Origin of the sequence: Streptomyces sp. KL2 (genome assembly GCF_046529545.1) — a bacterium.
In the GTDB taxonomy this organism is placed as follows: domain Bacteria; phylum Actinomycetota; class Actinomycetes; order Streptomycetales; family Streptomycetaceae; genus Streptomyces; species Streptomyces radiopugnans.
In genome coordinates, this window is record NZ_CP127170.1 from 5,419,989 (window position 1) to 5,440,913 (window position 20,925).

Annotated in this window: 19 protein-coding genes; 10 read left to right on the forward strand and 9 right to left on the reverse strand. The window is 73.9% G+C overall.

All coding sequences use genetic code 11. The annotated features are described in order from the left end of the window. The first annotated feature begins 254 nt into the window (after positions 1–254). Positions 255–3,440 carry a glycoside hydrolase family 3 N-terminal domain-containing protein gene (locus tag QPK52_RS24395; RefSeq protein ID WP_410539607.1) on the forward strand — a complete coding sequence of 1,062 codons (3,186 nt, stop codon included), beginning with the start codon at positions 255–257 and terminating at the stop codon, positions 3,438–3,440. Between the two features lie 170 nt (positions 3,441–3,610). Here QPK52_RS24395 and QPK52_RS24400 read toward each other — a convergent pair whose 3' ends face one another. Both QPK52_RS24400 and QPK52_RS24405 read right to left on the reverse strand, forming a co-directional pair. Continuing rightward, entirely contained in the window at positions 3,611–4,234 is a 624-nt protein-coding gene (locus QPK52_RS24400; RefSeq protein ID WP_410539608.1) for a histidine phosphatase family protein, read from the reverse strand. Positions 4,235–4,279: 45 nt separating this feature from the next. Then, a complete protein-coding gene (locus QPK52_RS24405) occupies positions 4,280–5,176 on the reverse strand; it encodes a hypothetical protein (protein ID WP_410539609.1) in 897 nt (298 codons plus the stop codon). A gap of 398 nt (positions 5,177–5,574) precedes the next feature. On the opposite strand from QPK52_RS24405, the gene QPK52_RS24410 reads away from it, so the two are divergent. Next, entirely contained in the window at positions 5,575–6,783 is a 1,209-nt protein-coding gene (locus tag QPK52_RS24410) for a lactonase family protein (protein ID WP_410539610.1), read from the forward strand. 59 nt (positions 6,784–6,842) lie between these two features. Here QPK52_RS24410 and QPK52_RS24415 read toward each other — a convergent pair whose 3' ends face one another. Beyond that, complete coding sequence (locus QPK52_RS24415) at positions 6,843–7,214, reverse strand: DUF302 domain-containing protein (RefSeq protein ID WP_410539611.1); 372 nt, start codon at positions 7,212–7,214, stop codon at positions 6,843–6,845. A 213-nt stretch (positions 7,215–7,427) separates the two neighbouring features. Between QPK52_RS24415 and QPK52_RS24420 the strand changes: the two genes are divergently transcribed. Both QPK52_RS24420 and QPK52_RS24425 read left to right on the forward strand, forming a co-directional pair. Next, on the forward strand, positions 7,428–8,792 hold the full coding sequence (locus QPK52_RS24420) for an MBL fold metallo-hydrolase (protein WP_410539612.1): 1,365 nt from the start codon (positions 7,428–7,430) through the stop codon (positions 8,790–8,792). Positions 8,793–8,873: 81 nt separating this feature from the next. Beyond that, positions 8,874–9,023 carry a hypothetical protein gene (locus QPK52_RS24425; RefSeq protein ID WP_410539613.1) on the forward strand — a complete coding sequence of 50 codons (150 nt, stop codon included), beginning with the start codon at positions 8,874–8,876 and terminating at the stop codon, positions 9,021–9,023. Between the two features lie 34 nt (positions 9,024–9,057). Here the strand turns inward: QPK52_RS24425 and QPK52_RS24430 are convergent, their stop codons facing one another. Further along, positions 9,058–9,348, reverse strand: a complete 291-nt coding sequence (locus QPK52_RS24430; protein WP_093659630.1) for a metal-sensitive transcriptional regulator — start codon at positions 9,346–9,348, stop codon at positions 9,058–9,060. A gap of 80 nt (positions 9,349–9,428) precedes the next feature. Between QPK52_RS24430 and QPK52_RS24435 the strand changes: the two genes are divergently transcribed. The 4 genes from QPK52_RS24435 (at position 9,429) to QPK52_RS24450 (ending at position 12,705) form a co-directional block, all read left to right on the forward strand. Then, positions 9,429–9,995 (forward strand): rhodanese-like domain-containing protein, encoded by a 567-nt coding sequence (locus tag QPK52_RS24435; protein WP_410539614.1) that lies wholly within the window; start codon positions 9,429–9,431, stop codon positions 9,993–9,995. 134 nt (positions 9,996–10,129) lie between these two features. Then, on the forward strand, positions 10,130–11,182 hold the full coding sequence (locus tag QPK52_RS24440; protein WP_410540463.1) for an NAD(P)-dependent alcohol dehydrogenase: 1,053 nt from the start codon (positions 10,130–10,132) through the stop codon (positions 11,180–11,182). Positions 11,183–11,344: 162 nt separating this feature from the next. Next, positions 11,345–12,010 (forward strand): helix-turn-helix domain-containing protein, encoded by a 666-nt coding sequence (locus QPK52_RS24445; protein ID WP_410539615.1) that lies wholly within the window; start codon positions 11,345–11,347, stop codon positions 12,008–12,010. Positions 12,011–12,123: 113 nt separating this feature from the next. Further along, positions 12,124–12,705, forward strand: a complete 582-nt coding sequence (locus tag QPK52_RS24450) for a tyrosine-type recombinase/integrase (RefSeq protein ID WP_410539616.1) — start codon at positions 12,124–12,126, stop codon at positions 12,703–12,705. Positions 12,706–12,799: 94 nt separating this feature from the next. On the opposite strand, the gene QPK52_RS24455 is transcribed toward QPK52_RS24450, so the two are convergent. Beyond that, entirely contained in the window at positions 12,800–13,276 is a 477-nt protein-coding gene (locus QPK52_RS24455) for a VOC family protein (protein WP_410539617.1), read from the reverse strand. Between the two features lie 265 nt (positions 13,277–13,541). Then, the gene (locus QPK52_RS24460) at positions 13,542–14,993 is read right to left on the reverse strand and encodes an endo-1,4-beta-xylanase (protein WP_410539618.1); all 1,452 of its coding nucleotides are present in this window, start codon (positions 14,991–14,993) and stop codon (positions 13,542–13,544) included. A gap of 765 nt (positions 14,994–15,758) precedes the next feature. On the opposite strand from QPK52_RS24460, the gene QPK52_RS24465 reads away from it, so the two are divergent. Beyond that, positions 15,759–16,214, forward strand: coding sequence for a tellurite resistance TerB family protein (locus QPK52_RS24465; protein WP_410539619.1), 456 nt, complete (start codon positions 15,759–15,761; stop codon positions 16,212–16,214). Between the two features lie 178 nt (positions 16,215–16,392). Continuing rightward, positions 16,393–17,370: a TIGR03557 family F420-dependent LLM class oxidoreductase gene (locus QPK52_RS24470; RefSeq protein ID WP_410539620.1), complete on the forward strand. Its 978-nt coding sequence runs from the start codon at positions 16,393–16,395 to the stop codon at positions 17,368–17,370. Between the two features lie 81 nt (positions 17,371–17,451). On the opposite strand, the gene QPK52_RS24475 is transcribed toward QPK52_RS24470, so the two are convergent. The 3 genes from QPK52_RS24475 to QPK52_RS24485 all read right to left on the reverse strand — a co-directional run bounded on the left by QPK52_RS24475 (position 17,452) and on the right by QPK52_RS24485 (position 20,860). Further along, complete coding sequence (locus QPK52_RS24475; RefSeq protein ID WP_410539621.1) at positions 17,452–18,942, reverse strand: MFS transporter; 1,491 nt, start codon at positions 18,940–18,942, stop codon at positions 17,452–17,454. Positions 18,943–19,260: 318 nt separating this feature from the next. Next, complete coding sequence (locus QPK52_RS24480) at positions 19,261–20,046, reverse strand: SDR family NAD(P)-dependent oxidoreductase (protein WP_410539622.1); 786 nt, start codon at positions 20,044–20,046, stop codon at positions 19,261–19,263. A gap of 55 nt (positions 20,047–20,101) precedes the next feature. Next, on the reverse strand, positions 20,102–20,860 hold the full coding sequence (locus tag QPK52_RS24485) for a phosphotransferase enzyme family protein (RefSeq protein ID WP_410540464.1): 759 nt from the start codon (positions 20,858–20,860) through the stop codon (positions 20,102–20,104). Between the last annotated feature and the right edge of the window lie 65 nt (positions 20,861–20,925).

The following is a 20,925-nucleotide window of genomic DNA, read 5'->3' on the forward strand; positions in this document are numbered from 1 at the left end:
GGTGTGCGTGCAGGGGGCCTCCGGGGCGGTTGGGAGCGCCTCGGAGGCCCCTCATCTGCCATGATTCCGAGAGCGCTCTCATCTTCCGGTCGGCAACCGCCCCAGGAGGGCTCCCGGCTCCAAGAGATTTACGAATCAGAGGTCTTGACGGCCCATCCGGGCGCGTACAGGATCAGCGCCGTGCACATGACAGTGCGCTTGCGCCTCCGTGTGTTCAAGTGCTGAAAACGCCGACCGTGCCCGAGGGAGCCGCCATGGGACAGCCGCTGCACACAGGACCGGACCCCAGGGGAGGAGGCCGGCGAAGGCGGCGCAGACGAACGGCCGCCGGAACCCTCGGCGCCCTCCTCGCACTGCTCGCCTCCGGCCTGACCCCCACCGCGTCGGCCGCCGCGCAGGACCGAGTCCTGGACGACTTCGACAGCGCCGTCCCCGGCCCGATCGGCACCTACGGCAGTACCCCCGAGGACACCCCGAAGCTCAGCCAGGTCGCCGCCGAGGCCCGCCCCGGGGCCAACGCCTTCAACCGCGCCATGCGCGTGGAGTACGACATCACCGCCTGGGGCGGCTTCGACCACGCCCTGACCGACGCCGAGGACTGGAGCGGCCACGAGGGATTCTCCTTCTGGGTGAAGGGCACCGGCAGCGGGGAGCGCGTCCAGTTCGAGGTCAAGGACGGCGGCCCGAACGCCGGTCAGGCCGAGCTGTGGGCGGGCTACTTCACCGACGACACCGACGGCTGGAAGCAGGTGCGCACCCCCTTCGAGGACTTCGTCCGGCGCCCCGACTACCAGCCCGCCGGCGCCCCGGACGACGGCGTGCTGGACCTGACCCGGATGTGGGGCTACGCCGTCAACCTGCCCACCGCCTCCGGCGCCCTGGAGTTCGACCAGGTCGAGCTGTACGGCGTGGGCGGGGTGCGGGCCCGCGTCGCCACCGACCGGCCCGTCTACACCGTCGGCCACGGCGGCACCGCCACCGTGAAGGTGTCGGTGGGCACCACCGGCGGCGTACCGCTGGCCGAGCCCGTCACCGTCACCTACGGCACCGGCGAGGGCACCGCGGAGCCCGGCGAGGACTACACCCCGGTCGAGGGCACCTTCACCTTCCCCGCCGGCACCCCCTCCGGCACGGCGAAGACCTTCACCGTCGACACCGAGCGCAGCGCGGAACCCGCCACCGCCAAGACCATCCCCATCACCCTCTCCGTCGACGGCGGGCGCGCCCCCGACGACCTGCCCACCGTCGTCATCGACGCGCACGGCCTGCCGTACCAGAACCCCCGGCTCCCGGTGCACAAGCGCGTGAAGGACCTGCTGTCCCGGATGACGCTCGACGAGAAGATCGGCCAGATGACCCAGGCCGAGCGCGGCGCCCTGGAGGCCCAGGACCACATCGCCTCCTACGAGCTGGGCTCGCTGCTGTCCGGAGGCGGCTCCAACCCGGCGCCCAACACCCCCGCGGCCTGGGCCGACATGGTCGACGGCTTCCAGCTGCGCGCCCGGCAGACCCGGCTGCAGATCCCGCTGATCTACGGCGTCGACGCCGTCCACGGCCACAACAACGTCGTCGGCGCCACCGTCTTCCCCCACAACACCGGCCTCGGCGCCGCCCGCGACCCGAAGCTGGTCGAGGACACCGCGCACGCCACCGCCAGGGAGGTCCGCGCCACCGGAGTCCCCTGGAACTTCAGCCCCTGCCTGTGCGTCAGCCGCGACGAGCGCTGGGGACGGGCGTACGAGGCATTCTCCGAGGATCCGGCGCTGGTCACGCGGCTGGCCACGGCCGTCGAGGGCTACCAGGGCCGCGCCGACGGCCGGGACCTGAAGGACGCCGACCGGGTGCTGGCCACCGCCAAGCACTACGTCGGCGACGGCGGCACCGAGTTCGGCTCCTCCACCACCGGCACGTACACCATCGACCAGGGCGTCACGAGGACGACGCGCGAGGAGCTGGAGACCGTCCACATCGCCCCCTTCGTGGAGGCGGTCGACGAGGGCGTCGGCACCGTCATGCCGTCCTTCTCCAGCGTGGACTTCCTCGGCGACGGCGAGGGCCCGGTCAAGATGCACGCCCACGCCGACCTGATCACGGACGTCCTCAAGGGCGACCTCGGCTTCGACGGATTCGTGATCAGCGACTGGCAGGCCATAGACCAGATCCCCGGCGACTACGCCTCCGACGTGCGGACCTCGGTCAACGCCGGACTCGACATGATCATGGTGCCGTACGACTACAAGGGCTTCACCTCCACCCTGCGCGAGCAGGTCGACTCCGGCGCCGTGCCCATGGCGCGGATCGACGACGCGGTGACCCGCATCCTCACCAAGAAGTTCCAGCTCGGCCTGTTCGAGAAGCCCTACGCCGACCGCACCCACCTGGACTCCGTCGGCTCCGGCCCCCACCGCGAACTGGCCCGCCGGGCCGCCGCCGACTCCCAGGTGCTGCTGAAGAACGACGGGAACCTGCTGCCGCTGAGCGGTGACGAGAAGCTCTACGTCGCCGGCTCCAACGCCGACGACCTGGGCAACCAGGCCGGCGGCTGGACCATCTCCTGGCAGGGCTCCTCCGGCGACATCACCGAGGGCACCACCATCCTGGAGGGAATCCGCCAGGTCGCCCCGGACGCCTCCGTCACCTTCAGCGAGGACGCCTCCGCACCCACCGGCGGACACCGGGCCGGCATCGTCGTGGTCGGCGAGACCCCGTACGCCGAGGGCGTGGGCGACGTCGGCAACGGCCACGACCTGGAGCTGTCGGAGGCGGACAGGAAGGCGATCGACACCGTCTGCGGCGCCATGGACTGCGCGGTGCTGATCGTCTCCGGCCGCCCGCAGATCATCACCGACCGACTGGGCGACATCGACGCCCTGGTGGCGTCCTGGCTGCCGGGCACCGAGGGCACCGGCGTGGCCGACACCCTCTTCGGCGAGCGGCCCTTCACCGGCCGCCTGCCGGTGAGCTGGCCGCGCTCGGCCGCCCAGGTCCCGGTCAACGTCGGCGACGCCTCCTACGACCCGCTCTACCCGTACGGCTGGGGCCTGCGCACCGACAGCGCCCGCGACCGGCTGGAGGACGTCCGCGACGAGCTGCGGGACCGCCGCGACGTCGCCTCCCGCGTCGCCGCCGTCCATCTGCGCCACGCCCTGAAGCGCTCCAACTTCCGGGCCGACGGCACGGTGCGGAACGCGGACGCGGTCCTGAAGCCCCTGGCCAGGGCCGCCGCACTGCTGGAGAAATCGAAGACCGACTCCTACCTCCAGGCGGACGAACTCGCCTCGGTCGCCAGGGACATCGCCCAGGCCGCCCTGCTGAGGGCCGGGGACGGCGCCCCGGCCAAGGCCGCCGCCCTCACCGCGGACGCCGACCACGCCCTGGCCTCCGGCGACTACGCCAAGGCCGTCCGCCACCTGGCGGAGGCCCACCGCCTGACCCGCTGACCGTCCGCCCGCCCACCCGAACCGGTCCGCCGGGCCTCCCGCTTCCGCGGGACGCCCGGCGGACCGCCGCTTTCCGGGGGCGGCCCCCGCCGCGCCGCACGGCCGGGGCGCACCGCGGCAGGCCGGCCGGCCCGTACGCCCGCCCGGGAGGCGCCACACCCCGTTCACCCTCAGAGGTGGCCGGTGTCGCCGAGGCTGACGACCTGGCGGTTGTGGAAGAAGTCGTCCTCGCGGAGGACGGTGATGCTGCCGGAGGGGGCCCGGAAGCTGACGGAGCCCAGCGACTCGAACGGCATCCCGATCCAGAACGCCACGACGAACGTCAGGGCGAAACCGTGCGTCACGATGATCTGGTGCTCGCACGGGCGCCGCAGGATCCCGTCCACGGCCGCGTAGACGCGCCGGGCGCACTCCGCCCTGGTCTCGGCCCCCCGTACGCCCTCGTGGTGCCCCATCCGGTCCCCGACGGCCGGCGGCGGGACGAACCGCCGGTCCAGCCACTCCTGCGGCCTCCCCTCGGCCTCACCGTAGGACTTCTCCCGCAGCCTGCGGTCCGGCAGCGCCTCCACGCCCAGCAGTTCGGCCACGCGGTCGGCCGTCTGCCGGGCGCGCAGCAGGTCCGAGGAGACCACCTCCGCCTCGGCCTCCTCGGGAATCCGGGCCCGTAGCGCCCGGGCTACGGCGGCCGCCGCGCGCCTGCCCGCGGGCGTGAGGGGCGAGTCGTGCCATCCGCCGGCCACTTTCTCCACGTGGTGTGCCGCCTCCGGGTGGGCGATGACGTAGACGCTGCGCATCGAGTGGCCTCCTGTCGGAAGCGGCCGCCGCGGGAGGACGGTCCGTCAGCGGCCGCAGCCCACGCGCTCGGTGGACAGCGCCAGGTCGTCCAGGAGCAGGTCGTAGGAGCCCGGGGTGGGGTCGCCCTGGTAGAGCTGCCAGCCGATGCGGACGGTGTCGACGTCGGGGAGGACGAAGTCGACCGGATTACCGCCGTGGCGGGTGGTGGTGACGGTCAGGTCCGGCTTGGGCTCGCCGTCGATCCAGACCGAGACGCGGTTGTCGTCCGCGTCCATCTCCCACTCCAGGCACGTCCACTTCCCGGCCTCGGCCGGGGCGGACTCGCGCCAGTCGGTCCAGTCGCCCGTCGGCCCGCCGTCGGAGCCCACGCCCCACAGCTGCACTCCGTCGCCGACGGTCGGTACGTACTGGCCGCCGATGGGCCGCACCACGCTGCCGTCGCCGCGGCCGGTGGCCTCGACCAGGGTGAAGTGGGCCCAGTCCGGGGCGGTGGGGAAGGCGTCCACGCGGACCCGCATCCGGCCGAAGAAGCTGTTGCCGGGGGCGTCGAAGTCGTCGACCTCCAGGAAGGCGTGGCCGTTGCCCTCGGTGCGCAGGTGCAGCACCTGCCCCGGCCTGTGCTTCCCGGCGTGACGGCGGTCGCGCCCGGTGTACCGCTCCACGGCCAGCGTGCCGTGCCGGGTGTCCACGCCCCAGTCCGAGCCGGTGCCCGCGCCGCGCGGCAGGCCCTCGAAGTCCTCGCAGAACAGCAGAGCGGGGGAGGGGGCGCAGCCGCGGTGCGGCCGGCGGTCGCCGGGCCCGTCGTGGGAGGGAGCGGGCGCGGGGGCTGCTCCGCCCGTGGCGGCGAGGGTGGTGACGGCGGCCAGGGCGAGGGCGCCGAGCAGGCCGGACGGCCGCCGGGGGGCACGGGACCGGCGGGGTGAGCGGGGTAAGGAGCGCATGGGAGTTCTCCGTCGGGTGGTCGGGGCTGCCGAACCGCTCTGGGAGCGCTCCCATGCGGTCGCCCGGCACCCTACGGCAACTCGCCCTCCACGGAAAGGAGTCGAAGGGGCGCAGGGGGCGTGAGTAGCCGGGCCGCCCGCGCCCGGCGGGCGTCACGCACCCGCGCCGACGCGGGCCCGCAGGTTCTGAAGCCGCCGCACCTGCATGATGAAGTGCGCCGGTTCGCCCATCAGCAGGCCGAACGGCTCGGTGATCCCCCGCGGCCGGCTCCGGCCGCGGGTGCGGGCCGCCGCCTGCGCCCCGCCACCCGGCCGGCGGACGCTCCCTTCCCCGGGAGGGGAGGGGCGGTGATCCTTGACGGACGCCCTGTGGAATCGATCCCATCCCGGAGGAACCGATGAACGGACAGCACCGCCCGACACGGCGCACGGCCCTGGCCCTGGCGGGCGCGGCCGCCGCGGGCCTGGCGTACGCACCGGAGGCCGCCGCGCGGCCGAGGGGGAGGGAGGGGCGGCGGTTACGGGTCTACCTGGGTGCCTACACCGGCGGCGCCCCCGGCCACGGCATCGGGGTGGCGAGCGCGGATCCGGACACCGGCGCCCTGCGGCTGGAATCGGTGGTCCCCGCCGAGGACCCCTCCTTCCTCGCGCTGTCGGCGACGGGCCGTGTGCTGTACGCCGTCAACGAGGTGGAGGAGGGCCGGGTGTCGGCCTACTCGCTCGCCCCGGACGGCACCGTGCGGGGCTTTCTGGGGCAGTCGCCCAGCGGCGGCGCCCACCCCTGCCACCTCGCCCTCCACCCCGGCGGACGCCATCTGTTCACCGCCGACTACACCTCCGGTACGGTCGGCGTCGTCGAGCTGCGGCCCGACGGCGCGCCGGGGGAGCTGGTGCAGGTGGTGCGCTACACCGGCTCCGGCCCCGACCCGGAGCGGCAGGACGGGCCGCACGCCCACATGGTGCTGCCCGATCCCGCCGGGGAGCGGCTGCTCACCGCCGACCTGGGCACCGACACCGTCCGCGTCCACCGCTTCGACACCCGGCGCGGTCTGCTGACGGACGGCGCCGAGGCGCGGATGGCGCCCGGTTCCGGCCCGCGTCACCTGGCCTTCCACCCCTGCGGGCGCACCGTGTACGTGCTGGGCGAGCTGGACTCCACGCTCACCTCCTGCGCGTACGATCCCGCCCGCGGCACCCTCACGCCCGTCGCCACCGTGCCGATCCTGCCCCGGGGCGCGGATCCGGCGGGCACCACCGCCGCCGAGGTGCTGGTCTCGGCGGACGGCCGGTTCGTGTACGCCTCCAACCGGGGCCACGACCTCGTCGCCGTCCTCGCCGCGGGCGGGTCCGGCGGGATCCGCCCGCGTCCGGTCTCCCACCACCCCTGCGGCGGGAGGTCGCCCCGGCACATCGCCTTCGGGGCCGCGGCCCCGGGATTCTCCGGGGCCCTCGGGGCGGCCCAGCGCCTGCTGTACACGGCCAACCAGGACTCCGGCACGGTCGCGCTCCTGCGCCGGGACCCGGTCAGCGGTGCCCTCGCGCCGGCCGGGGAACCGCTCGCCTTTGACCGGGTGGTGTGCGTGCTGCCCGCGGGACGGGGCCGGTGAGAGGGCCCCCGCCGGAGCCGCCACGGCTCCGGGCGGGGGCTCGGACCGGCAGGTGTGCTTCAGTCCCGGGAGGCGAGGGCGGTCAGGGCCGCGTCCAGGCGCCGGGTGGCCTCTGAGGCGACGGGCTCCATGGCGGGCAGTCCGGTGAGGGTGACCATGGTGCTCGGGTCGAGCGCCTGGACGACCGTCTGGTCGCCGTCGCGGCGCACGACCACGTTGCACGGGAGCAGCAGGCCGATGCCGCGGTCGTTCTCCAGCGCCCGGTGGGCCAGTCGCGGGTTGCAGGCGCCCAGGATCAGGTGGTCCTCGACGTCCTGGTCGAGCTTCTCCTTCAGGGTGGCGGTGACGTCGGTCTCGGTGAGGACGCCGAATCCCTGCTCGGCCGGCGCGTCGCGGACGGCGGTCACGGTGGTGCCGAAGTCGGTGCCCACCCGGACGGTGCGGTCGTGGCTCGCGTCGTGACCCTCCTGTGTTCGATGGTGCCGCGGGCCGGTGCGCCGCTTCCGTTTCCGCTCGCCCCGGCGGGTACTCGCCGGGGCGAGGGGCTACGCGACGCCCTGTCTTCAAAAATACCCCCCTGGGTATATTGTGCTACGGTGGTGATCACACCCCCTGGGGTGGAGCGATCCGGAAGGAGCAACACCGTGTTCTTCGTCGACACCGTGGAGGTCCCGGGACTGGGCAACCGCGGCTACCTGGCCGGAGGCCGGTCGGCGGCCGTCGTGGTGGACCCGCCGCGCGACGTCGACCGGATGCTCGCGCTGGCGGCCCGGCGGGAGGTGCGGATCGCGTTCGTCGTCGAGACCCATGTGCACAACGACTACGTCACCGGCGGCCTGGAGCTGGCCCGGGTGACGGGCGCGGAGTACCTGGTGCCCGCCGGTGCCCGGGTGTCGTACCCCCGGACGCCGGTGGCCGACGGCGACACCGCCGGGATCGAGGAGGGGCTGGTGCTGCGCGCGCTGGCCACCCCCGGCCACACACCGCACCACACCTCCTACGTGCTGGAGGAGGACGGGCGCGCGGTCGCCGCCTTCACCGGGGGCTCGCTGCTGATCGGCGCCGTCGGGCGGCCGGACCTGGTCGAGCCCCGCATGACGCGCGAACTGGCCCGCGCCCAGCACGCCTCCGCCCGCCGGCTGGCCGACGAGCTGGAGGACGACGTGCCCGTGATGCCGACCCACGGCTTCGGCAGCTTCTGCTCCTCCACCCAGGCCGAGGGCGAGTCCACCACCATCGGCAAGGAGCGCGCGGCCAACGAGGCGCTGGTCAAGGACGTCGACGAGTTCGTCGCCGACCTGCTCGCCGGTCTGGACGACATCCCCGCGTACTACGCCCACATGGGGCCGGTGAACTCCGCCGGACCGCGGCCGGTCGACCTCACCCCTCCCCGGCGCGCGGACGCGGAGGAGATAGCCGCCCGGCTGGCCGCGGGGGAGTGGGTGGTGGACCTGCGCAGCCGGGTGGCGTTCGCCGAGGGCCATGTGGCCGGGGCGTTCAACTTCGAGGTCGACGGCAAGCTGGCCACCTACCTGGCCTGGCTGATCCCCTGGGGCAAGCCGGTCACGCTGCTGGCCGAGAGCTCCGGGCAACTGGCCGAAGCCCAGCGGGAGCTGGTCCGGGTCGGCATCGACCGCCCCGCCGCGGCCGCCACCGGCGGCCCCGCCGACTGGCTCGGCGACGGCGAGGAACCGCGCTCCTTCCCCCGGGCGGCCTTCGCCGACCTGGCCGGTGCCCGAGAACGCGGCGAGGAGGTGGTGGTGCTCGACGTGCGCCGCGACTCCGAGCGGGCGAACAGCCACGTCGGGGGTTCGGTCCACATCCCCATCCACCAGCTCCACGGCCGCCTGGCCGAGGTGCCCGACGGAACCGTCTGGGTCCACTGCGCCGGCGGGATGCGCGCGGCGATCGCCGCCTCGATGCTGGACGCGGCCGGCCGCGAGGTGGTCGCCGTGGACGATTCCTTCGACGCGGCCGAGCGGGCCGGGCTGACCGTCGTACGTCCCTGAGGGCTCTCACGCCCTCCCGTCCGCCGGCCGGGCCGCCCGTACCGCCCGTACCACCCGCACCGTCCACCGGATGAGAGCACCGTGTCCCTGCTCCGCCGCGGCCCCGGCCGCGTCGACCCGGCCAAGGCCGAAGCCGTCCTGCTGGACGTGCGTGAGGACGCCGTCCACCTGCCGCCGTCCCGCCTGGCCGAGGGCGCGGCACTGCCCGGCCGCCCCGGCGCCGTCGCGTGACACCCCGGTCCTGGCTGGCCCTGGCAGCCGGGGGTCAGGCCAGGGAGAGGAAGAGCTTCTCCAGCCGGGCCCGCATCTGCTCGCGGTCGAGGGCGGCCGCGGGGTCGCCGTCGGGGTTCTCGGTCAGGCAGCGCTGCAGGCCGGTGGCGATGACCGCGAAACCGGCCTTGTCCAGTGCCCGGGAGGCAGCCGCGAGCTGTGTGACGACCTCCTCGCAGTCCCGCCCCTCCTCGATCATCTTGATCACTCCGGCGATCTGGCCCTGCGCCCGGCGCAGCCGGTTGACCACCGTCTTCAGTTCCTCGGCCGCCATCGCCAGTTCCACGGAACCTCCCCTTTCATACCCCACCGGGTACCCTACCTGCTGGGTCGTCCTCCCCCGTGCCGGAAGGAAACATCTCACACATGTCCCCCGCCCCCGCACTCACCGTCGAGCAGAGCAGCTCCCGCATACACGAGCTGACTGTCGTCGATGTGCGCACCCCCGGTGAGTACGCGTCCGGCCACCTGCCCGGCGCCCACAACATCCCCCTGGACCGCCTCCAGCAGGCGCTGCCCGCCCTGCGGACCGCCTCCGCCCGCGGCGACCTGCTGGTGGTGTGCGCATCCGGCGCCCGCTCTGCGACCGCCTGCGCCGTCCTGGCCGAGCACGGCATCACCGCCGCCACCCTCGAGGGCGGCACCGCCGCCTGGACCGAGCGCGGCCACGACCTGCACCGGCCCGCCGGTGCCCGTACCGCCTGGGCCATGGAGCGGCAGGTCCGGCTCGCCGCCGGCTCCCTGGTCCTGCTGGGCCTGATCGCCGGCCGCCGCAGGCCGGCCGCGCGCCTGCTCTCCGCGGGCATCGCCGGCGGCCTGGTCTTCTCCGCGCTCACCGATACCTGCGGCATGGCCCGTGTACTGGCCCAACTGCCCCACAACCGCCCCCGGCCCGCCGACCTGGACGCCACCCTGGCCGCCCTGGCCGGCTGACGCGCCCCCGCCTCCCCCTTCCCGTACGTTCCCTCCCGCCCCGCGGCCGGTGGTGTCGCACCGGTACTCCGCGGGTACCGCGGGGCGGGACGGCTTCGAGGCCGTGTACGGATGGGAGGAAGCGGATGTCCGAGATGACCGCGGTGCGGCTCACCGGCTGGCAGAAGCCCCCGGAGGTGACCCGGGTCCCGGTACCGGAACCCGGCCCGGGAGAGATCCTGCTGAAGGTGGCGGGCGCGGGCGTGTGCCACTCCGACCTGCACGTCATGGACTGGCCCGCCGGTGCGCTGCCCTACGACCTGCCCTTCACCCTGGGCCACGAGACCTCCGGCTGGGTGCACACCCTGGGGCCGGGCACGCGGAACACCGGACTGCGCGAGGGCGACGCGGTGCTGGTCTACGGCCCCTGGGGCTGCGGGGTGTGCCCCGCCTGCGCCCGGGGCGCGGAGAACTACTGCCACCGGGCCGCCGAGCTGCGGGCCGCCGGCGGAGGACTGGGTCTGGACGGCGGCATGGCCGAGTACATGCTCGTCCCCTCGGCCCGGCTGCTCGTGCCGCTGGGCGACCTGGACCCGCGCACCGCCGCCCCGCTGACCGACGCCGCGCTGACGCCCTACCACGCCGTCAAGCGCTCCCTGCACAAGCTGGTGCCGGGAACGGCGGCGGTGGTGATCGGCGTCGGCGGGCTGGGGCACATGGCCGTCCAGCTGCTCAAGGCGCTCAGTCCGGCCGACGTCATCGCCGTCGACGTCGCCTCGGACAAGCTGGACCTGGCCGCCGGGGCGGGCGCCGACCACTGCGTGCCCGCCGGAGAGGGGGACGCGGACCGGATCCGTACCCTGACCGGCGGCCTCGGCGCCGCCCTGGTGCTGGACTGCGTCGGCGCCGACGCCACGATGGCCACCGCCGCCGCGTGCGCCGCCGTGGAGGCCGACATCACCGTCGTCGGACTGGCCGGCGGCACCCTGCCCGTCACCTTCGGAGCCGTGCCCTTCGAGGCCGCGGTGTCGATCCCGTACTGGGGCACCCGGCCGGAGCTGGCCGAGGTCGTCGCCCTCGCCCGCGCCGGACGGATCCGCCCGCACGTGGAGGTCCACCCGCTCGGCGAGGCGGGCGAGGTCTACCAGCGGCTGCGCGACGGCCGGATCGACGGCCGGGCGGTACTGGTGCCGACCGCCGAGGCCTGATCCGGCACGCGCCCCGGCGCCCCGCCGTTAGCCCCTCCCGGCCGCGGGTGTGCCCCTTCGGCCCTCATGGAGGAGGGCGCGATCGGGTATCCGTGCACGGGTACCCGATCGCCACGGCAGAGCCCGCGCCGGGCGGAGGGTTCGAGGAAGGAGGCGGTGGCCGTGTCCGACAAGGAGCACCACGGACTGCCGGACCCCGGTGACATCGGCCGGCGGGTGGCCCTCCAGCGCGAGCGGCTGGGCCTCACCCGGGAGGAGGCCGCCGTACGGGCCGGTATGGCGCCGGGGTACCTGGAGTACCTGGAGGAGCACCCCTCGGCCCCGAGCGGGCCGGGACTGCTCAGGCTGGCCGCCGCTCTGGAGACCTCCGTGGAGTGGCTGCGCGGCGGCGGCACCAACGCCCCGCCCGGGCGGGGGCGGGCCTCGGGCCGCCCCCGGTACCTCGAACTCGACGAGGAGGAGTGCTGGGCCAGGCTCTCCACGCACGGCGTGGGGCGCGTCGCGGTCACCACCGCGGAAGGCCCCGCCATCATCCCGGTCAACTACCAGGTCGCCGACGGGGCGATCGTCTTCCGCACCAAACCCGGCTCCGCGCCCTCGGCGGCCGTGGGGCACGAGGTGGCGTTCGAGGTCGACTACGTGGACGACGTCTTCCGGCGCGGCTGGAGCGTCCTGGTCGTCGGCCGCGCCCGGGCCGCCGGCGAGGAGGAGGCCCGGCACCTGGCCGGACAGGAGATCGGCGAGCCCTGGGCCGGGGGAGAGGGACGCGACCTGTGGGTCGTCGTCCGCGCCGAACGCGTCACCGGGCGCCGCATCCACACCGAGTGACCGGCGGGGCGCGACCGTCCCGCCGGAGCGGGGCACCATCGCCGACAAGAAATAATGTGCCAAGCGTACGATAACCCGGAAGGATCCGAGCGGGTGCGAACGGGACGGAGACCATGACGGCCGGGCAGGCGGAAGAGGCGAAGGGGCCGGACGGAGCGGCGGAGGCCCGCTACCCCAGGCCCCCGGTGTCGCTGGAGGAGGCCGAGTGGGTGTGGCGGACCCTGGCCTCGCAGGCCATGGAGGAGGGCGCGAAACCGGAGACGGTACGGCTGGCCGTGGTGACCGGGCTGGCCCGGGCCGCCGGCGCGCGCTACGGCGATCTGCTGCGGTGCACGGTGCGGTCCCTGGACCTGGGGGCGGGGTGGGTGGACGTCGAGCACGGCAAGCACCGCGTCCCGCGGCGGCACGGCCTGGACGCGGGCACGGTCCTGGTGCTGCGCCGCTGGATGGACGTCCGCGCCGACCTGTGCGCCGAGCTTGAGGGGTCGGTGCCCGAGGCGCTGCTGCTGACGGTGCACCACACGCACGACAACGGGGTGACGGTCGCCGCCGGGCTGCCCATCACCCGGCAGGGCCTGGTGCTCTCCTGGCGCCGTTTCGTGTACCGGACCAACGCCGCCCACGCCGGCCGGAGACCCCCGCTGCCCACCCGCTTCGAGCAGCTCCGCCGCGCCTGGACCACCGCCGGACTCTGACCCGCCCGCGCCGGTGCCCGGGCCCCGTCCCCCGCCCTCACGGCGACGGCGGGCGCCGCCGCAGGGGCCGGCCACCGGCGGGGGCGGCGGGCGTTCACTTCCCGGCGGCCTCCCGCAGCGCCTGGACTTCGATCTTCTTCATGCCGAGCATGGCCTTCATGACCGGCTGGGACACCGCCGGGTCGGGGTGGCTCAGCAGCTCGGGCAGCTCCCGCGGAACGATCTGCCACGACAGACCGTAGCGGTCCTTGAGCCAGCCGCACGGGCCCTCCTCGCCGCCGTCGGTGAGCCTGGCCCACAGCTCGTCCACCTCCGCCTGGTCGGCGCAGTCCACCGAGAGCGAGATCGCCTCGCTGAAGGTGAACTCCGGGCCGCCGTTGAGCCCGATGAACTCCCGGCCGGCGAGTTCGAAGGTGACCGTCATGACCGATCCCGGCTCGCCCGGCCCAACCTCGCCGTAGTACTGGACGTCCGTGATCCGGGAGTCGGGGAAGAGGGATGTGTAGTAACGGGCGGCCTCCTCGGCGCGGCCGTCGAACCACAGACAGGTCGCGATCTTCTGCTTCTGCATGGCGTGCCCTCCTGGCGTGCGTATGCCGGACGCTTTCCGATGGGTGGACCGGGCGGGCCGCCGGAACTCATCGCCGCCCGCCCGGTGAATCCGGGCGGGCGGCGGATCGTGCCCGTGCCGTCAGCCGCCCGGCCGGCCGCCGCGCCCTGGGAAGGGTGTTCTCGGAACGGGGGCGGACGCGCCGGTGGTGCGGCGGCCCGAGGGCCGCCGCACCACCGGTTGTGTGTGTGGGGGGGGTGTGCGCGGGGAGCCGCCGTGCCCGGGATCAGGAGGCGGTGCAGGAACCGATGCGGGGAGCGCTCCAGTTGCCGTTGGCCATCACCGTGAAGCCGAAGCTGGTGGAGGAGCCGGCGGACAGGGTGCCGTTCCCGCTGGGCCGCATGGTCATGACGTTGCCGCTGGAGTCCCAGCTCGGGGTGCCGTTCCAGGTGGCGGAGATCTTCTGGGGCGAGGTGACGGTCACGGTCGTGGACCAGCTGCTGATCGGGGCGCTGCCGGCCCGGACGGTCACCCTGCCGTTGAAGCGGTCGCCCCAGCGGTCGGTCTGCTCGTAGGTGACGGTGCAGGAGGCCGTGCCGCCGCCGCCGGTGGTCCCGCCGTTCGTGCCCCCGGTGGTTCCGCCCGTGGTGCCCCCGGTGGTGCCGCCGGAGCCGGAGCCGCCGAGGGCCTCCAGGACGGCGGTGTACGCGGGCTTCTTGTTGTAGTTGCCGTCGAAGAGCAGCGGGGTGTCGGAGGAGCGCCAGGAGTACTTGTCGGTCACGCCCCAGACGGTGATGCCGGTGCAGCGGGAGACGGCCAGGCAGGCCTGGGTGATGCCGCGGTACTGCTCGGCCTGGGAGGAGCCGGAGCCGGCGATGTCGAGCTCGGTGATCTGGACGTCGACGCCGAGGTCGGCGAAGTTCTGCAGGGTGGTGTGGTAGTTGCCGGGCACCGGGTTGCCGCTGTTGAAGTGGGCCTGGAAGCCGACGCAGTCGATGGGCACGCCGCGGGACTTGAAGTCCTTGACCATGTTGTACACGGCCTGGGTCTTGGCGTGGCTCCAGTTGTCGGTGTTGTAGTCGTTGTAGCAGAGCTTGGCGTTCGGGTCGGCGGCCCGGGCGGTGCGGAAGGCCTCCTCGATGTAGCCGTTGCCCAGGCGCTGCTGGAAGACGGAGTTGCGGCGCGCGCCGCTGGAGCCGTCCTCGAACGCCTCGTTGACCACGTCCCAGGAGTGGACCTGACCCTTGTACTGGCCCATCACCCGGTTGATGTGGTTGTTCATCGCCGAGCGGAGGTCGTTCGCGGACAGGTTCGTCACCCAGCTCGGAAGCTGGGAGTGCCACACCAGGGTGTGGCCGCGCAGCTTCATGCCCTGGCTGCGGGCGTGGTTGGCGATCCGGTCGGCGGTCGCGAAGTTGAACGAGTTGCGGGAGGGCTCCAGGGCGTCCCACTTCATCTCGTTCTCGGCGGTGAGCGAGTTGAACTCCCGGTTCAGGACGCTCATGTAGTCCGACTCGCCCATCCGGTTGGCGGCGATCGCGGTGCCGAAGTAGCGGCCCTTCTCCGCCGCCGCCGCGCCCAGGGTGGAGGCCGCGGAGGCGGTGCCGGTCAGAGCGGTGAGGGTGCCCGCGGCGGCCAGCGCCAGGGTGGCGCCCACGACCAGGGCGTTGCGCAGCGAGGAGCGTCCGCGTCTGCCTGGCGTTCCGGGTTCGGGCGAGGCGTGGGGGGTGTCGACCATTGCGGTCCCTTCGTCCGTGGCCCGCCTACCGTCCTGCCGGGGCAGGGCGGTAGGCCGTCGGGCCGGTGGGTGTGCCATTCGCGGCTCCTGGGTCCGCCGCCCGGCGCGAGGCCGGTGGCAGGTCCATGGCGATCGGCGGCGATCGATGTGGAGTATGCGCGGGCTGCAAGTCGCCGTCAATGCTTCCTTCCGGAAAACTTCCGGATGGGATTGCTGGTCACATCCCTTTACTCGCAAGGGCTTTGGAGGTCGGCGGGAAGGTAGTCATCCGCATCCGATGCAGCTCAGGCCAAAATTTTCGGCGGGCTTCCGGAGGGATCGAGAGACCCGTAGTCGGATGTGCGCTCCGGCCCGGACAGTGCCCGGGCAGCGTCTGGACAGGGCCCGGACAGCGCGAGGCCGCGCCGCGACGAGGGGGAGGGGGCATCGCGGGCGCGGCCGTACCGTGCGCATGCCCGGCGATCCGCCGCTCACACCCGGCCGACGGCGGGAAAGGCGATCCGTCTCCCCGTGCCCGGCCCCCGAGCCGGGTGAGGAGCCTCCGGCCCCGTCTGCGCCTCCCCGCGGGCGCCGTGACGCCGCATCACCCGATCGGCGCGCCACCCGCCCGGCCAGGGGCGATGTCGCCGACGCGGGCGCAGCACTCCTATCCTTCCCCGGAGTCGAACGGCGCGCGGACGGCCGTTGACTCCGCGCCGCCCCCGCCGGGCGGACGGTCCGGACGGCGCGCGGCCCGGACCTCTCAGCGACGTACGGAGTGTGCCCATGGCCCTGTGGAACCGCCTCAAGGAATCCGCACAGACGATGCAGGCCCAGCTGGAGGAGAGGAGGAACGAACTCAGGGGCGGCGCGTTCCGCGACGCGAGCATGGCGGTGTGCGCGCTCGTCGCCGCGGCCGACGGCACGGTCGAACCGGCCGAGCGGCGCCGTGTCGCCTACCTGATCGCCAACAACGAGGTGCTGAGGAACTTCCCCGCCGGCGAACTGCGGAGCCTCTTCGAGGACCGTCTGGACGCGATCGCCGCCGACCGCGAGCGCGGCAGGACCGAAGCCCTCCAGGAGATCGCCAAGGTCAGGAGGAAACCGGTGGAGGCCCGAGCCGTCGTCCAGATCGGCATCGTCATCGCAGGTGCCGACGGCCGCTTCGACCTCGCCGAACGGGCCGTGATCCGCGAGGTCTGCCAGGCACTGGACCTGCCCCCGCACGAGTTCGACCTCTGAGCCGCCGATCCGCGGGGGCCGTACCCAGCGCCCCCGCGCCCCGGCCGCCCTCTCTCCCGCCCTCCCTCGTCCACATGGCCCACCGCACCGTTTCGCACCGCATGTCGCGGGAACCCGGCGCGAGCGGCAACCGAACGGCATGACGTGCGGCGACACGGAACGAGGGACAGAGGGACAGATGCAGATCGGCTACAAACTGGCGGCGGAGGCGTTCGGCCCCGCCGAACTCGTCCGGCAGGCGGTACGCGCGGAGCAGGCCGGTTTCGACTTCGTCGAGATCAGCGACCACTACCACCCGTGGCTGGACAACCAGGGCCACTCGCCGTTCGCCTGGACGGTCCTGGGCACCATCGCGGCGAAGACCGAGCGCATCGGACTGGCCACCGGGGTGACCTGCCCGACCGTGCGGTACCACCCGGCGATCATCGCCCAGGCCGCCGCGACGCTCGCCCTGCTCTCCGAGGGCCGGTTCGTCCTCGGCGTCGGTTCCGGCGAGCGGCTCAACGAGCACGTCGTCGGCCGGGGCTTCCCCGCGGTCGCCGCGCGCCACGAGATGCTCCGCGAGGCGCTGGAGATCATCCGGCTGCTGTGGAGCGGTGGATACCGGTCCTACGAGGGCAAGCACCTGAGCCTGGAGGACGCGCGGGTCTTCGACCTCCCCGAGGAACTCCCGTTGATCGCGGTGGCCGCCAGCGGCCGCCCGTCGGCGCGGATCGCCGCCGAACTCGGCGACGGGCTGTTCGCGACCGAGGCCAAGCCGGAGATCCTGCGCCACTACCACGACGCCGGCGGCTCCGGACCCGCCTACGCCGAGGTGCCCGTGGCCTGGGCACCCGACGAGCACACCGCGGCCCGTGCCGTCCTGGAGACCACGCGGTGGGCCGTGACCGGCTGGAAGGTGATGAGCGAGCTGCCCAACCCGGTCAACTTCGAGGCCGCCACCACCACCGTCCGCGAGGAGGACATCCTCGGGAACTTCGCCTGCGGCCCGGACCCGGCCAGGTTCACCGAGATGGCGCAGCAGTACGTCGACGCGGGTTTCGACCGGCTGGTGCTGATGAACGCCGGCCCGGACCCGGACGGGTTCCTGGACTTCTACGCCGGCGAGCTGGACGCGCGCATCCGCGCACTGGCGCCGCACCCGGCCGGCTCCTGACGCGCCCTCCCTCGACCGGAAGAAGTGGAAAAAGGGGGCGCCCCGGCACACCGCCGGGGCGCCCCCTCTTCGGGGCCGGGGTCACTCCCGCTCGCCCGGCGCGGTCGTCACCTGGGCCGACAGCGGTACGGCGATGTCCTCCAGCGCGCGCCGCTCGGCCGGCACCGCCAGGAGGACGGCCACCAGCCCGGCCAGGGTCATCAGGCCCGCGCCGATCTGGAAGGCGAGCACGGTGTCCGCGACGACGCCGGACTCGGTGAGCCTGGCGAAGATCAGCGGGCCGCTGATGCCGCCCGCGGCCGTGCCGATGGCGTAGAAGAAGGCGATCGCCATCGCCCGCGTCTCCATCGGGAAGACCTCGCTGACCGTCAGATAGGCCGAACTGGCCCCGGCCGAGGCGAAGAACAGCACCACGCACCAGCAGGCCGTCAGCGTGGTGGCGCTCAGATGCCCGCCGCCGAAGAGCCAGGCGGTCACGAAGAGCAGCAGACCGGAGAGGATGTACGTGCCGGAGATCATCACGCGGCGGCCGACGGTGTCGAAGAACCTGCCCAGCAGCAGCGGGCCGAAGAAGTTGCCGACGGCGATGACGGCGAAGTAGTAGCCGGTCGAGCCGGTGCCCACGTCGAAGAACGTGGTGAGGATCGCGCCGAAGCCGAAGGTGATGGCGTTGTAGAGGAACGCCTGGCCGATGAAGAGCGCCAGCCCCAGCACCGCGCGCTTGCGGTACCGGGAGAAGACCGTGCGGGCGATCGTCCCGAAGCCGATGCTGCGGCGCGTGTGGATGGTGATCTCGCCGGCGGGCGGCGGCAGTTCGGTGCCCTTCTCGGCGCGGATCCCCTCCTCGACCTCGCTCACCAGCTTCTCGGCCTTGCCGCCCTGGCCGTGGATGAACTGCCACCGCGGGCTCTCGGGCACATGACGGCGCACCAGCAGGATGGCCAGGCCGAAGACGACACCGAGGGCGAAGGTCAGCCGCCAGCCGACGTCGAGGGCGAAGACGTCGGTGTCCAGCATCACGATGGACAGCAGCGAGCCGCCCACCGCGCCCAGCCAGAAGCTGCCGTTGATGATCAGGTCGATGCGGCCCCGGTACTTGGAGGGGATCAGCTCGTCGATCGCGGAGTTGATGGCCGCGTACTCGCCGCCGATGCCGAAGCCCGTCAGGAAGCGGCAGGCGAAGAACCACCAGCTGGAGAAGGACAGGGCGGTCAGCGCGGTGGCGCCCAGGTAGACGGCCAGCGTGATGATGAACAGCTTCTTGCGGCCGTAGCGGTCGGTCAGCCAGCCGAAGAACAGTGCCCCCGAACAGGCGCCGGCCACGTACAGGGCCGCGGCGGTGCCGGTGACCTGGGCGGAGGTGATGGGCAGTCCGCTGCCCTCCTCCGCCAGCCGCCCGGCGATGTTGCCGACGACCGTGACCTCCAGGCCGTCGAGGATCCACACCGTGCCGAGCCCGATCACGATCATCCAGTGCCAGCGCGACCACGGAAGACGGTCGAGCCGGGCCGGCACGGACGTCGTGACCGTGCCCGTGCCGGCCGTCGTCTCCAGGGTTTCGTCAGTCGCCATCACCACTCCCTTCGGCGCCGGGCCGAGGGGGTGCGCCTCGGCGCGCTTCCCACGGTTTCCCTGACCGTGGGTGATCCATACGTAGCGGTGGGGAAAGGGCGGGCGGACGGGGGAGGCCGCGGAGACGGCCGCTCCGCTCCTGCGGCCTCCCGGGCTCTTTCGGTGCGGGACCGCCAGGTCACGGCGGCCGGGACGGCCCCCTGCGGGGAGCGGACGGCCGGGCGTGTCGCGCAGCCGCCCGTGGCGGGCGGTGTCCCGCCGCGGGCCGCTCCCGCTCCAGCGCCGTGACGGGGATCCCGGCGGCCCGGCCCGCGGGTGTCACAGGGCGTGGCCGCCGGCGACCTGGAGGATCTGCCCGGTGATCCAGCGGGCCTGGCGGGAGGCCAGGAACACCACGGCGTCGGCGACGTCCTCCGGCTCGCCCACCCGTCCCAGGGGCACGATCGCGCGGACCTCGTCGATCCGGTCCGCTCCGATCCAGCCGGTCTGCACCGGACCGGGGGCCACGGCGTTGACCCTGATGCCCGACGCGGCCAGATCCAGCGCGGCGGCCCGGGTGAACGCCTCCAGCGCCGCCTTGGACGTGCCGTAGCCGATCTGGCCCGCGAAGGCGCGCGCGGCGTCCGTGGAGACGTTCACCACGCACGGCGCGGTCCCGCCCCGGCCCCGGGCGCGGCGCGCGAGCTCGGCGGTGAGCAGCGCCGGCGCGATGGAGTTGACGCGGTGGTGGCGCGCCAGCGATTCGGCGGTGAGCGCGTCGAGGGTGTCCGGACTCTCGCAGTGCGCGGCGTTGTTCACCAGGACGCCGACCGGACCCAGGCGCTCCTCCACCTGGTCGAACAGGTGTCCCGCCGCGTCCGGTGCGGCCAGGTCGGCGGCGACCGCGGCCGCCCCGCCCAGTTCGGCGACCAGTTCCCGGACCGCCTCCGCCGGCGGAGTGGTGTGCTCCCAGCGCGCTCCGGGAGGCGGGGCGTCCTGCGCGGGCAGATGGTGCACGGCCACCCGCGCCCCCTGGGCGGCGAACGCGCGGGCGATCGCCGCTCCGATGCCCGCGCCCGCGCCCGTGACGAGTACGACCTGTCCGTCCAGTCCGGTATCGATCACCACCGCAGCATCCGGGACCGCGCCCGCGCGGGCAACCGGATTACGCGCGGCCGGTTCAGCCGCCGAGCAGGGCATCCAGCCACAGCCGCTCGCGCCGCTCGGTGTACTCGGCGTCACGCCGCCAGACGTCGCCGTGGCCCTCCTCCCACAGCCTCGTCCACGGCTGGTCGCCGAGCGCGGCCCGGTCCCGCAGGAAGTCGTGCATGGCGCGGGTACGGCGGCCCAGCAGGGGCACCAGACGCCGGCGTTCGTCCTCGTCCAGCCCGTAGGCGTCGGCGAAGGCCCGCAGCCGCGCCCCGGCGTCCGCGCGCCGGAAGGCGGGGTTCGCCGACAGCGGGACGAAGCCGTGGGCGGCGTAGGCCAGGTCCTCCAGGCGGGAGCCGGGCGCGGCGCCGTCCCAGTCGATGAACGCCCACCCCCCGCCGCCGTCGAACACCAGGTTCCACGGAGCCAGGTCGTGGTGGGCGACGATCTCGTGCCCCTCGGCGGGAACGAGCCTCCGCCAGCGGGCGCCGGGCGGCGGGACGAAGCCCGCCACGGCGTCGTGGAACTCCCGGATCAGGCGCGCCACCCGCTCCAGTCGGTGGACCGGGTCCAGCAGGGAGAAGCGGTCCGGCCACACGGTGCGGCCCGGCAGGTACGTCAGCACCTCCCGCCCGCGGTCGTCGACGCCCAGCGGCCGGGGGGCGCCCCGGAACCCCGCCGCGTGCAGATGGGCGAGCAGGGCGTGCACGGCGGGGGTCCACGGGCCCGCGGGGCGGCGTACGGTGCCGCCCACCCGGACGACGCCCGCGCTGACGTTCCCGCCCGGCAGCGGTTCCTCCCCGGAGTCCTCCCCGAGGTTCTCGGGCTCCTCCCCGGAGCCCTCCACGACGCGTT

Bases quoted from the DNA above. Each gene is read 5' to 3' on its own strand.
- QPK52_RS24395 (WP_410539607.1), top strand. From the start codon at position 255: ATGGGACAGCCGCTGCACACAGGACCGGACCCCAGGGGAGGAGGCCGG.
- QPK52_RS24400 (WP_410539608.1), bottom strand. From the start codon at position 4,234: ATGCGCAGCGTCTACGTCATCGCCCACCCGGAGGCGGCACACCACGTG.
- QPK52_RS24405 (WP_410539609.1), bottom strand. From the start codon at position 5,176: ATGCGCTCCTTACCCCGCTCACCCCGCCGGTCCCGTGCCCCCCGGCGG.
- QPK52_RS24410 (WP_410539610.1), top strand. From the start codon at position 5,575: ATGAACGGACAGCACCGCCCGACACGGCGCACGGCCCTGGCCCTGGCG.
- QPK52_RS24435 (WP_410539614.1), top strand. From the start codon at position 9,429: ATGTCCCCCGCCCCCGCACTCACCGTCGAGCAGAGCAGCTCCCGCATA.
- QPK52_RS24440 (WP_410540463.1), top strand. From the start codon at position 10,130: ATGACCGCGGTGCGGCTCACCGGCTGGCAGAAGCCCCCGGAGGTGACC.
- QPK52_RS24450 (WP_410539616.1), top strand. From the start codon at position 12,124: ATGACGGCCGGGCAGGCGGAAGAGGCGAAGGGGCCGGACGGAGCGGCG.
- QPK52_RS24455 (WP_410539617.1), bottom strand. From the start codon at position 13,276: ATGCAGAAGCAGAAGATCGCGACCTGTCTGTGGTTCGACGGCCGCGCC.
- QPK52_RS24460 (WP_410539618.1), bottom strand. From the start codon at position 14,993: ATGGTCGACACCCCCCACGCCTCGCCCGAACCCGGAACGCCAGGCAGA.
- QPK52_RS24465 (WP_410539619.1), top strand. From the start codon at position 15,759: ATGGCCCTGTGGAACCGCCTCAAGGAATCCGCACAGACGATGCAGGCC.
- QPK52_RS24470 (WP_410539620.1), top strand. From the start codon at position 16,393: ATGCAGATCGGCTACAAACTGGCGGCGGAGGCGTTCGGCCCCGCCGAA.
- QPK52_RS24475 (WP_410539621.1), bottom strand. From the start codon at position 18,942: ATGGCGACTGACGAAACCCTGGAGACGACGGCCGGCACGGGCACGGTC.